Here is an 11,666-nt window from a genome sequence, read left to right as displayed (position 1 = left end):
GCCGATCGCGAGGAGCAGTTGGTCCGGCGCGGACGCTATGTCGAGTTCAACCTGCTCTACGACCGCGGCACGATCTTTGGGCTCAAGACCGGCGGCAACGCGGATTCGATCCTGTCCTCGCTGCCACCGGAAGTGAAATGGCCATGACCGCAAAGCCCCTCCCCCGCGCCATGTTGATCGACATGGATGACACCATCCTGGCGCGCGCCTGCGATCCGCATCGCCCGGCTCTTCAGCTGTGAACGGCACTTGAGCGGCTTGGTAGTATGATTTGGGCGGCATCGTAGAGTGCCGTGCGCAACGAACCCGTGCCAATCTTGCTGTTCCGTCTGGTGTAATCTCGCGATGGCGTTTGGGTCGGGGCGCCATGCTCACCATGCAAGCCTTTGAATCCGAGGCCGTGACACCAAAGCGATTTACTCGAGACGAAGCTTGAAGCGACCGCTTCGCCGCGACCGCCCGCGCGATGCTCGATCCCGGCAATCTCAGGCGGCGTGCGCCCTCGTGCCTTAAGATCCGATTGCTGATGATTGCACGGGAACGGGCGTAGGTTTCCCAAAAGGGACTCAGACGTAGGATGTATGTGAGTTACTTCAGGCGGCGGCCGACCATAACCGGGGGTTTTGCAAATTATGACTGAGAGGAGTGCGAAGTGCTCTGCGTGATGAGCTATGGTCGAGCGACGGTCAGGGGAGATTTAGATGGACGATCTGGACGTATCGGCAAGGTGGCAAGCAGGGCGTCCGACGCACGAAAGCGTCGGTAACAGACATTTGTGTGCGGATATAGTGCCGGGGCAAGGAGCGTTGACGTCGTCCAACGGGACCTTCCACAATAACAATTGTGCGGCCGAAGCGTACGAACGTCGTTTCCACGCCTCTCTTGAGCGCCTGCACGGAGAGCAGCGTTATCGCGTCTTCGCGGACATCGAACGCATCTCCGGCCGCTTCCCAGCCGCCAAATTGCGCCGGTCTGACGGAACCGTTACAGAGATCACGGTTTGGTGCTCCAATGACTATCTCGGCATGGGACAGCATCCGGAGGTCGTGAGTGCGCTGACCGCAACAGCACACCGCTGCGGCGCCGGAGCGGGTGGAACGCGCAACATCGCCGGAAATAGTTCGCCCTTGGTTGATTTAGAGGGCGAGCTTGCTGATCTACATGGCAAGGAAGCGAGCCTCGTCTTTACCTCCGGCTACGTATCGAACCAGGCCAGCATTTCGACGATCGGTAAGCTGATCCCCGACTGCGTGGTCTTATCTGATGCACTCAACCACAATTCGATTATTGAAGGCGTCCGTCAATCAAGTTGCGAAAAGTGGATTTTCCGCCACAACGATCTCGGTCATCTTGAGGCGTTGCTGCGCAAAGCAGGAGACCGCCCCAAGCTTATCGTGTTCGAGTCCGTATACTCGATGGATGGCGATGTGGCCCCGATCGGCGCCATTTGCGACCTTGCGGACCAGTACGGTGCGATGACCTATCTCGACGAGGTTCACGCGGTCGGCCTCTACGGCGCTCACGGTGGCGGCATCGGCGAGCGTGATGGCGTGATGCACCGCGTGACCGTGATCGAGGGTACCCTCGCCAAGGGATTCGGCTGCGTCGGCGGCTATATCTCGGCGTCGCGTTTGATCTGCGACGCGGTGCGCAGCTTCGCGCCCGGATTCATCTTCACGACGGCACTCCCTCCAGCAATTGCTGCCGCCGCCCATGCGTCCGTTCGCTACCTGAAGCACTCGTCCGCCGAGCGCGAAGCACACCAACGACAAGCCGCCGCAACGAAACGGGCGCTCCATGCCGCCGGGCTTCCGGTCCTCCCGAACGAAACCCACATCGTGCCTGTGATTGTCGGCGATGCGCAATTGTGCAAGGCGGCGGCCGATCGCCTTCTAGAGCGCCACGCCATCTATATCCAGCCGATCAACTATCCGACCGTTCCCCGTGGGACGGAGCGTCTGCGCATCACGCCGTCACCATATCACGGGGAGACCCACATAGCGGAACTCGCAGCTGCGCTCGCTGAGACCTGGGACACCCTCTCTCTTGCCTGAGAGCCGTGCTTGGGAGCGCCCCCTTCGCAACCGCCTCCCCAATGCATCGAACGGTTGTCGGCTACCCGACGGGCGCAGACCTTGCTGGGAAGGCGTCGCCTGTTCCGGATTGCGGCCGCAGCAACACGTTGATCCAGAATCGTTCATTTCGGTAGGCCCTCCAACCGGGCGTTCGAAAGCGATCCGAACGAGACAACGGGCAACCGGAAATGAAAATGGATATCACGCAGCGGTGCTATCTCCTGATCGAGGATCTGTCCGTCGCGCGCGACGAGCGCATGGTCTTCGGCGGGGTGTCTTTGCGACTGGGCTCGGGCGAAATCGCCGAAGTGACGGGTCCCAATGGCGTGGGCAAAACCACACTTTTGCGCGCGATCGCCGGTTTCTTTCCACTGGGATCCGGCCGCATGTCATGGGTGGAGTCCGAAGCCACGGACTCGGCGCCGCTGGCAGAGCGCCTCCACTACGTGGGCCATCTCGACGGGCTGAAATCGGCGCTGACCGCCCGCGAAAACCTCGAGATCGGCCTGGGAACTTTGGGGCGAGGTCGGCTAACCCCGTTAGAGGCGCTGGACCGTATGGAGTTAGCCCACGTTCTCAATCTGCCTGTCGGTTATCTCTCCGCGGGGCAGCGTCGCCGTGTCGCATTGGCCCGGCTCCTGACTGCAGATCGCCCTCTATGGCTACTCGACGAGCCGCTAACCGCGCTCGACCGACACGCACGCGCGTTGCTGAAGGCTCTAGTGGCCGACCATGTCGGAAGCGGAGGATTGATGCTCGCCGCGACCCACGAACCACTCGGTCTGCCGGGGACAATCCAAGTCAGGCTCGAAGCGAGGTAAAGGTCGTCTCGTTGCGGATGGATCGGCACCCTCGTAGCCGTCTGTCTCAAGGTCGGGAGAGAAGAGATCACGCCGCTCTTTCGATTTCCCGCGAGCGGTCTCGAAGTGATGGCGACGCCGGATGGAGGCCATGACCCGTATTCTGCTCGTCGTTTTTCTTCGCGACCTTATGCTGGCGCGCCGCATCGGCGGAGGCGGGATTCTTGGCCTGGTCTTCTTCCTCAGTCTCGTGACGGTCGTACCTTTCGCGATCGGGCCTGACCTGCGCTTGCTGTCGCGGATCGGTCCAGCCATTCTGTGGATAGCGGCGCTCCTCGCGAGTCTATTGGGCCTTGACCGTCTGTTCCAGGCGGATCACGAGGACGGTTCGCTGGAGCAGATGTTACTGTCGCCGGCTCCCCTAGAACTCATTGTTCTCGTGAAGTGCATGGCCCACTGGTTCGTCACGGGGCTGCCGCTCGTGATGCTCTCGCCTTTGTTTGGCATGATGTTGGACTTGGACGGCCCAGCGCTCCGGGCGGTGCCCGCGACATTGTTGGTTGGTACGCCGGCTTTCACCTTTCTGGGAGCAATCGGTGCGGCGCTTACTGTCACGCTGCGGCGCGGCGGTCTTTTGCTGTCGATCCTTGTCGTGCCACTAGCCGTGCCGGTGCTGATCTTCGGTGTCTCCGCGGCGCAGAGTGGCACAGTGCCCTTTCTCACGCCCTTCCTGGTCCTCTGCGCGCTCGGACTCGCATCCGTCGCGCTCGCCCCAATCGCCGCAGCCTCAGCGCTTCGCGGCGCGGGAGAATGACGACGCACGCAGCGGAGCTTGCTGCGGGGGTCGCCGCCGTGGAACGACTCCGCGCGCCTCCGAAGCTAAAACGGCTTGACCATTTGAAATGCTTACAGCGGAGTGTCGGCCTCTAACACAGCCGCGAGCCGATCCCGCTCGGCTTGGCTTAAGGGCGCCGCCGGCGTGGACTGCGGGCGGCGCAATCCGAACAGGAGAGCAATCCCGCCCGCCAAGAGCACCAAAGCCGGCATTCCCCAGAGGAAGGCGGTTTCCAAGTCGAGTGGTGGTTTCAATAGGATGAAGTTCCCGTAACGCTTCACCAGAAAGGCGCGGACCTGCTCGTCGCTCTCGCCGAGATTAAGGCGTTCGCGCACCAGCAGTCGGAGATCCCTCGCGAGCTCTGCTTTCGAATCGTCGATCGACTCGTTTTGGCAGACCAGGCAGCGCAGCCCGGCGGAAATCGTGCGCGCGCGTGCCTCAAGTTTCGGATCGGGCAGGATCTCGTCTGGCTGCACCGCCCTTGCCAAGCTGGGCGCGAGGCCTGCGAGTACGATCGAAAGCAGAAGAATGCGACGAAGCGAAGTCATTCGGCGGGCTCCGGCGCTGCGGGGTTGGCGGCGGCGCGGACGCGAGTCGCGCGGCGCGCGAAGCCGATTCTGAGGCGCCTATCGGACAACGACAAGATCCCTCCGAACGCGATGATGACGGCGCCAATCCAGATGGCCGTCACAAGCGGCTTCCAGAACATGCGCGCATCGATCGAACCATCCGCATGCTGGTCCCCGAGCGAAATGTAGATCTGGCCAAAACCCAGCGTCACGATGCCTGCCTCGGTGACGGTGGTCCGTCGTGCGGGAAAGCTGCGCTTGGCGGGCTCGACGGTGGCCACGGCCGCGCCGCCCCGGCTAATGACCGTGTAGGCAACGACTTCGGAATAGTTCGGGCCTTGTCGCGATCGAAGATTCTCGATGGTGGCGTGATAGGGGCCGAGATCAATCCCCTCGCCTGGCTTGACGGTCGCAATCCGCTCCACGCCCCAGCCGATAGCCGCTAAGCCCATGAGTGTCACGCCGAGGCCAGCGTGAGCGATCGCCGTACCCCAGGCGGAGCGCGGCAGCCCGACCGCGCGGGCCAGCATCACCCGAGCGGGCTGCCCACGTGCCCAGATACGCGACGCCACATCGGCGAACGAACCGACGATGAGGTAGACGGCGAGGCCGAGACCGACCGCGGCGAGGACGGGGCCGCCTCGGATGATAGCAATGAGCACAAGGGCGACCACGAGGCCCGCCAAGGCTGCGACCGTCACCCGTTGCGCCGCTCCTAGCAGGTCGCCACGCTTCCAGGCAAGCGATTGACCGAGCGGCATCAGCAGAACGATCAGCGCTACTAGCGGACCGAGCGTCAAATTAAAAAACGGTGCGCCGACCGAGATCTTGTCCTCGGTGAGAGCCTCAAGCGCGAGCGGATAGAGCGTGCCGGTCAGGACCGTAGCGCAGCAGGTGGCGAGCAGCAGATTGTTGACTGCGAGCGCGCTCTCGCGTGACACGGGCGCGAACACACTAGGCAGGTTCAGGGAAGGCGACCGCCAGGCATAAAGCGCGAGGGAGCCGCCAATGAACACGGTCAAGATGACTAGGATGAAGACGCCGCGCGCCGGGTCGCTGGCGAAGGAATGAACGGAGGTCAGCACCCCTGAGCGCACCAGGAATGTGCCGAGCAGCGATAGCGAGAATGTAACTATCGCCAGGAACAGTGTCCAGATCTTGAGGGCCTCGCGTTTCTCCATGACGGCAGCCGAATGCAGGAGCGCGGTACCCGCAAGCCAGGGCATGAGCGACGCGTTCTCGACCGGATCCCAGAACCAGAACCCGCCCCAGCCTAGTGTGTAATAGGCCCAGTACGAGCCCATGGCGATCCCAAGCGTCAGAAAGATCCAAGCAATCAGTACCCAAGGCCGAACGTAGCGGGCCCAAGCGGCGTCTAGCCGGCCGCTGATCAGCGCCGCCACCGCGAACGAGAACACGATCGAGGAACCGACATAGCCGAGGTAAAGGAGCGGCGGGTGTATCGCGAGGCCCGGGTCTTGAAGCAGCGGATTGAGGTCCTGGCCTTCAAAAGGCGCCGGAAACCGTCGCACGAAGGGATCGGAGGTGAACAGGATGAAGCAGAGGAAGGCAAGGGAGATCCAGCCTTGGACCGCTAGCGTATTGGCGCGCAATTCGTTCGCCATGTCGCGCCCGAGACTCGCCACTGCCGCCCCGAAGGCCGCGAGAATCAGAACCCAAAGCAGCATGGATCCTTCGTGATTGCCCCAGACGCCCGCGATTTTGTAAACAAGTGGTTTGGTGGTGAGCGAATTCTCGGCGACTGTCACGAGACTGAAGTCGGACACCACATGGGCGTAAGTCAGTGCCGCGAAGGCATAGCCCAACAACAAGAACTGGGTGATCGCGGCCGGGACCGCAATGGAAGCGAGTCCAGAATCACCACTGCGGGTCCCCCAGAGCGGCAGAACTGACTGAAGCAGCGCGACGGCGAGAGCCAGGGCGAGCGCGTAATGTCCGGTTTCGACGATCATCCTTTGGGTCCCATCGGCTGCGATGTCTCGTGGAAGGCGGCGCTATTGGGCTCGCGCGGATCTTTCGTTGCGCCAAGCGCCTTGTTGCTTGAGCTTGTCGGTTACGTCCCTGGGCATGTATCGCTCGTCGTGTTTGGCGAGCACGGTATCGGCATGAAAAAGGCCCGGTCCCTCCACCGTGCCTTCGGCCACGACGCCCTGTCCTTCACGGAAGAGATCCGGCAGCAATCCAGTGTAGCTGACTTTGATGTCGTGCTTCAGGTCGGTCACCGCGAAGACGACGGTCGACGATCCACCATGGGTAAGTGAGCCGCGTTTCACCATGCCCCCGATGCGCAGACGGGTTCCTCGCGGCGGTGCCTTTTCGGCAATCTCGGTCGGCCCGTAGAAGAAGACGATACTGTCACGCAACGCGAACAGGATGAGTCCTACTGCGACGGCTAAAGCGAAGCCTGCGGCGCTGATAATAGCCAGGCGCCTACCCTTTCTAGTCACGGCCTACCCCTTCAAACCAAGCTGCCTGACGAGTTCATCGATGCGCGTCGGAGCTTGCGCATCGCCTGCGAACTGGGCACGTGCGCTTGCGACGGCGGCCTCGGCCTTCTGACGTTCACCCAATACGACGTAAGACCTAATCAGTTGCATCCATCCCTGAAGGTCATGGCCGTTCTTCGAGAGCTTCGCGGCGAGTCCTCCCACCATCCCGCGGATCGCGTCGCTACTCTGTTCCGGAGAAAGCGATGCGATTTCAGCCCGGGCTTGGCCGGCGATTTCAGGAACGGCGGCAGCGAAGTTGAAGTCCCCACCCGTGCGCCTCGATGCGATCGGCATGTCAGGCTGGCTGGGAGCGCCGACCTTGAAATACGACGCGAGCGCGACGAGTGGCAGCACTAGGACGACCGCCAAGACTGCAGAAGAGCGTCTCGGCTGCCAGCGCCGCGACCCGCGCGGCCGGCTCTCCGACGGGGAGTTGAGTGACGCGAGCAGCCGGCGTTCGATCTCGGCACGGGTCGCCACGGCATCATCGGGCGCAACCAGTCCACGGCGGACGTCATCATCCGCTTCGGCCAGAAGGCCGCGATAGAAGGTCACGTCGGAATCGTGAGCATCAAAGCTCTCGCACCGCACAGAGAGCGACCGGGCCAGAGCCAGCACGACCGCGGATGTCATCATTGCAAAGACAGGCCAGAGCACGTTTCAAGGCCTCCGACCGTTTTCGCCGCTGCGCAGCGCACCATATTGTTGGGCATGCGCCGAAAATCGGACTACTTCTGAGTGCCCGCTTCCATGGTCCGATCGATCAATCCTGACTAATGTAAGTGGACGGAATTCTATCCGGCCGAGGCAAGAAAACACTTTCTTTGCATCTCTCGCGCGTGGATGGGGAGCTTGCAAGACGGTCGTCATGGACGCTCCGCCTCTGCAATTGCGGCCATCAAAGCAGGTCGGCTCGCGTCCGAGATACCACCAACAAGCTTGTAGGCGATTGTGCCATCGCCCTTGATCACATAAGTCTCGGGGACGCCATAGACGCCGAAATCGATCCCCGTTCGGCCGGACCGGTCAGTGCCAACCTGTGCGAAGGGGTTCCCACTGGCGGCGAGATAGGCTATCGCGTTTTTAGGATCGTCCTTGTAGAGGATGCCGGTAAGCTTCACCCCCTGTCGCTTCAGCGTCCGGTCGCCCGCCAACGCCATCAGCGCCCCTTGTTCTTCCCGGCACTCGACACACCATGATGCGAACACGTTCACGATGGTCACGTGCCCCCTCCGCAGATCGGCGCTCGATAAACCAGGTGGACCGGACGTCGAAAGCCCATCGAGTGGCTCCAACGCAAACTGCGGTGCTGGCTTGCCGATCAGAGCCGAGCGCACGAGCGATGGGTCTCCGGCGCCGAGCCGCACCAGCAGTAATGCCGCAATTCCGAAGAAGCCCACAAGCGGGATAATCACCCACAGGCGGGCGAGTGCTGATCGAGGGGTTGCGGCGCTTGCTGGGAGGTAACTCCAGGCTGGGATTTTGCTCATACGCGACCCCGCGGATCCGAGTGATCAGGTAGCATGCGACGCAAGGTACGGAGCTGAACGCGATAGTCGAGGAGGACCGCCGCGATCATCCCGGCCAGGATGGTGCCCGTCACCAGAAAAGCCGCCGTGATGAATCCGATATGCTGCACGATGATCTGCTCAGGATGCCACTTCGGTAGGCAGCATTCGAGCCACAGCGGGTTCGCCCGCGGCAGCCAGCGTAATCGCAAGCCGCCGGACTCGGCGTCGCATGATTTCGTTACGGACCGCCATTACGTGGAGGGTCACGAACAGAAGCGTGTATGCGAGCGCCATAACGATTAGCGGCCACAACATCGAGCCGGCAATCGCCGAGCCCTCCATCCGGAATACCGAAGCCGGCTGGTGGAGAGTGTTCCACCAATCAACCGAGAATTTCACGATCGGGATGTTGATGAACCCCACCAATGTCATGATGGAAACTGCTCGTGCAGCCCTACTCGGGTCCTCGATCGTCTGCCAGAGCGCGATCAGACCGAGATAGATGAGAAACAGAACCAACACGGAGGTGAGCCGGGCGTCCCAGACCCAATACGTGCCCCACATCGGCTTACCCCAGAGGGAGCCTGTGATGAGGCAGATGAAGGTGAAAGCTGCTCCAAGTGGCGCAGCCGCCTTTTGTGCTGCATCAGCAAGAGGATGACGCCAAACTAAGGATCCGAGCGCAGACACCGCCATGAACGTGTAGGCAAGCATCGCTGTCCACGCGGCGGGAATGTGGATGTACATAATGCGCGCCGTCTCGCCTTGTTGGTAGTCGGGTGGCGCGGCGAATGTTCCAAATAGACCGAGTGCGAAGGCAAAGCCTGCCGACCCCCAAAGCCAAGGCAGCAGCTTTGCGGTAATACGCAAGAAATTACCAGGATTGCTGTAGGCGGTGAAGCTCAGCCTCAAATTTCCGATCTCCTCGAAGCCAACTTGCAGGCCGTGAATTCGCTCGCTTCCGAATGCGGCTCGTGACGAAGGTGCCATTGGTGGGCCCGTCTGCAAGCCCATGAGTATTGCATCACACCGGCGACGATTTCGCCAATTACCGACAGTTATCGTTTCGATGCCCGTTAGGCGCCCCGAGGTTCGAGATCTCCATCGCATGTTGAGGCAGATGATAAGGCAGTCATCGTGGCTGGTGCTGTCGACATCATTCGGCATGCAAAATTTGAACGCCGCTTGACAGTAATGCCGCGCTCGATGCTCGACGTAATGCGCTACCAGCGACGACTTGCGTCTTGCCGAGTGTGGCTGGCTTTAAGGGGGCGAGCGCCTCGACCTTCGTATGGGTCCGTTACCCGTTTGGATGCCAGACCTGTACCGACGTTCAATTGAGTCGCCAATCGCGATTGTCTAATCATTAGGCTGTGCGGTAGCGCTCCCGGCTATCGCTGCCCACCTTGGGCGTTTCCTCCCCAGACTTGGGCCGCTTGTGGCAACGCAGGCGGCCATTCTTTCTATGTGGACCCACATGAAATTAGAACCGACGTCTGGTCGAGCTACGGTTACTTCTTACCCGCGCGCAATGGCGTCAACCGGGTGCTCGGTGCGATCTAGTGAATGCGAAGTGGAAAGCAAGAACCGGCCCGCAAGCAGGCAGCTGCAGGACAAGGTCGGCGGCGTACGCTGCGACCGAGAAGCGGCACGAAGTTGTCCTGAAAGGCTTTACGATTCCATGATCGACGAATTCTTGCGCACTACTGGCCCATTGGGGAGATTGCCTGCGCGGCGCGCCGCATGGTTATCTTGAGGCGGCATGTCGAGCAGGCTGTGCGCGGAATTTCTCAGCCACATGCTCCCTCCATTGCGCTAAAGCAACGCGACGCGCGCCTCGGCGCTTCCAGATCTGCCTTGGCCGGACGCGGCGCGCCGTGTATCAGAGGCGTCAAAATGTCGGCAGTCCAGCAGGAACGTTTCTTGTCCCAAGAATCTCAAAATTCGTCTAAGCCGCTCGTTGAAGTGCTTGCCGGGAAGCGCCAGGCGGTCCCGCCAATCTGGATGATGCGGCAGGCCGGCCGCTATCTGCCCGAATATCGCGAATTGCGGGCCAAAGCCGGCAGCTTCCTCGACCTCTGCTTCACGCCGGAACATGCCGCCGAAGTCACGCTGCAGCCGATCCGCCGCTTCAACTTCGACGCTGCCATCATCTTCTCCGACATTCTCGTCATTCCCTACGCGCTCGGCCGCTCGGTGCGGTTCGAGGCCGGCGAAGGGCCACGGCTCGATCCGCTGGACACGCCGGAAAAAGTGAAGACGTTAGCTGCGCATGCGAACTTCGCGAAGCTCGAGCCGGTCTATGAAGCGCTGTGTCGCGTGCGGCGCGAACTCGATGACAGGATCGCGCTGATCGGCTTCTGCGGCGCGCCATGGACGGTCGCGACCTATATGGTGGCGGGTCAAGGCACGCCCGATCAGGCGCCAGCGCGGATGATGGCCTATCGGCACCCGCAATCGTTCGCCGCCATCATCGACGCGCTGGTGGAGAATTCGATCCACTATTTGGTGGGCCAGTTGAAAGCCGGCGCCGACTGCGTGCAGCTGTTCGACACCTGGGCCGGCGTGTTACCGGCGCGCGAGTTCGAGCGCTGGTCAATCGAGCCAGCCCGCCGTATCGTCGAAGGCGTGCGCAAACAGGTGCCGGACGCCAAGATCATCGGTTTTCCGCGTGGCGCAGCCGGCATGCTCCCCTCCTACGTGGAAGCAACCGGTGTCAACGCCGTCAGCATCGACTGGACCGCAGAGCCGGCGATGATCCGCGAACGCGTTCAGAGCCGCGCCGCAGTGCAGGGCAATCTCGATCCGCTCGCGCTGATTGCCGGTGGCGACGCGCTCGATCGCGCGATCGACGATCTTCTTGAGAATTACGGCAAGGGCCGGCTGATCTTCAATCTCGGCCACGGCATCCAGCCGGAGACGCCAATCGCCCATGTCGAGCAGATGGTGCAGCGGGTGCGGGGGTATCGTGGTTAGCCATCATGCCCCGAAGGCGGGGCATCGAGTAACCGCCGGCGCTCATTAGAACGGAGAGGCCTCGCACGTACTGGATTCTCCGCTTTCGCGCATCATACAGCAGAGTTTGCAGGCGCGTCAGCGCGTAGGTTACCGTGCGTCCTCCAAAATCGAGTCCAACGCTCTCCGCGACCATGATCGGCGGCGCATTGGTATTGCTTAACATCAGGTCCGGCATGATCGAGACGTCGACGACCTTCGGGCGCGGATCGATTGCCTCCGCGCAATAGGTCTTCAGGATCTTGTGCAGGAATCACGCTCCCTGATTTGACTGTGCAGGCAGCGTGAATTGGAAAGTCGCGCCCTGAGGTTGGGCGGCGATGGCCCACACTCGTCCCCCATGCGCTTCAA

At 61.6% G+C, this 11,666-nt stretch carries 11 protein-coding genes; 5 read left to right on the top strand and 6 right to left on the bottom strand.

Annotation, left to right across the window (positions count from 1 at the left end; all coding sequences use genetic code 11):
• The 4 genes from SO156_RS44635 to ccmB form a co-directional block, all read left to right on the top strand.
• Window positions 1-147 (top strand): coproporphyrinogen III oxidase (locus tag SO156_RS44635; protein WP_498539288.1); only part of this gene is annotated, 147 nt, incomplete at its 5' end.
• Between the two features lie 554 nt (window positions 148-701).
• Entirely contained in the window at window positions 702-2,054 is a 1,353-nt protein-coding gene (gene hemA / locus SO156_RS44630; protein WP_498539286.1) for a 5-aminolevulinate synthase, read from the top strand.
• Window positions 2,055-2,269: 215 nt separating this feature from the next.
• Window positions 2,270-2,896 (top strand): heme ABC exporter ATP-binding protein CcmA, encoded by a 627-nt coding sequence (ccmA, locus tag SO156_RS44625; RefSeq protein WP_498539285.1) that lies wholly within the window; start codon window positions 2,270-2,272, stop codon window positions 2,894-2,896.
• 130 nt (window positions 2,897-3,026) lie between these two features.
• Window positions 3,027-3,689, top strand: a complete 663-nt coding sequence (gene ccmB, locus SO156_RS44620; RefSeq protein ID WP_498539284.1) for a heme exporter protein CcmB — start codon at window positions 3,027-3,029, stop codon at window positions 3,687-3,689.
• Between the two features lie 92 nt (window positions 3,690-3,781).
• Here ccmB and SO156_RS44615 read toward each other — a convergent pair whose 3' ends face one another.
• The 6 genes from SO156_RS44615 to SO156_RS44590 form a co-directional block, all read right to left on the bottom strand.
• Window positions 3,782-4,258 carry a cytochrome c-type biogenesis protein gene (locus SO156_RS44615; RefSeq protein ID WP_498539283.1) on the bottom strand — a complete coding sequence of 159 codons (477 nt, stop codon included), beginning with the start codon at window positions 4,256-4,258 and terminating at the stop codon, window positions 3,782-3,784.
• The gene (locus SO156_RS44610; RefSeq protein WP_498539282.1) at window positions 4,255-6,252 is read right to left on the bottom strand and encodes a heme lyase CcmF/NrfE family subunit; all 1,998 of its coding nucleotides are present in this window, start codon (window positions 6,250-6,252) and stop codon (window positions 4,255-4,257) included. The genes SO156_RS44615 and SO156_RS44610 overlap by 4 nt, the downstream gene beginning before the upstream one ends.
• A gap of 42 nt (window positions 6,253-6,294) precedes the next feature.
• Window positions 6,295-6,747 (bottom strand): cytochrome c maturation protein CcmE, encoded by a 453-nt coding sequence (gene ccmE, locus SO156_RS44605; protein ID WP_498539281.1) that lies wholly within the window; start codon window positions 6,745-6,747, stop codon window positions 6,295-6,297.
• Window positions 6,748-6,750: 3 nt separating this feature from the next.
• On the bottom strand, window positions 6,751-7,446 hold the full coding sequence (gene ccmI / locus SO156_RS44600) for a c-type cytochrome biogenesis protein CcmI (RefSeq protein WP_498539280.1): 696 nt from the start codon (window positions 7,444-7,446) through the stop codon (window positions 6,751-6,753).
• A 209-nt stretch (window positions 7,447-7,655) separates the two neighbouring features.
• The gene (locus SO156_RS44595; protein WP_498539279.1) at window positions 7,656-8,279 is read right to left on the bottom strand and encodes a DsbE family thiol:disulfide interchange protein; all 624 of its coding nucleotides are present in this window, start codon (window positions 8,277-8,279) and stop codon (window positions 7,656-7,658) included.
• A 159-nt stretch (window positions 8,280-8,438) separates the two neighbouring features.
• The gene (locus SO156_RS44590; RefSeq protein WP_498539287.1) at window positions 8,439-9,212 is read right to left on the bottom strand and encodes a heme ABC transporter permease; all 774 of its coding nucleotides are present in this window, start codon (window positions 9,210-9,212) and stop codon (window positions 8,439-8,441) included.
• A gap of 1,011 nt (window positions 9,213-10,223) precedes the next feature.
• Here SO156_RS44590 and hemE point away from each other — a divergent pair.
• On the top strand, window positions 10,224-11,276 hold the full coding sequence (gene hemE / locus SO156_RS44585; RefSeq protein WP_498539278.1) for a uroporphyrinogen decarboxylase: 1,053 nt from the start codon (window positions 10,224-10,226) through the stop codon (window positions 11,274-11,276).
• Window positions 11,277-11,666 lie beyond the last annotated feature (390 nt).

The sequence above is a fragment of the Bradyrhizobium sp. UFLA05-125 genome (assembly GCF_059803515.1).
This window is presented reverse-complemented; position numbering and strand designations above follow the sequence as displayed.

Coding starts and splice junctions, on each gene's coding strand:
- SO156_RS44610 (WP_498539282.1), bottom strand. CDS start 6,252: ATGATCGTCGAAACCGGACATTACGCGCTCGCCCTGGCTCTCGCCGTC.
- ccmB (WP_498539284.1), top strand. CDS start 3,027: ATGACCCGTATTCTGCTCGTCGTTTTTCTTCGCGACCTTATGCTGGCG.
- SO156_RS44615 (WP_498539283.1), bottom strand. CDS start 4,258: ATGACTTCGCTTCGTCGCATTCTTCTGCTTTCGATCGTACTCGCAGGC.
- ccmA (WP_498539285.1), top strand. CDS start 2,270: ATGGATATCACGCAGCGGTGCTATCTCCTGATCGAGGATCTGTCCGTC.
- hemA (WP_498539286.1), top strand. CDS start 702: ATGGACGATCTGGACGTATCGGCAAGGTGGCAAGCAGGGCGTCCGACG.
- SO156_RS44595 (WP_498539279.1), bottom strand. CDS start 8,279: ATGAGCAAAATCCCAGCCTGGAGTTACCTCCCAGCAAGCGCCGCAACC.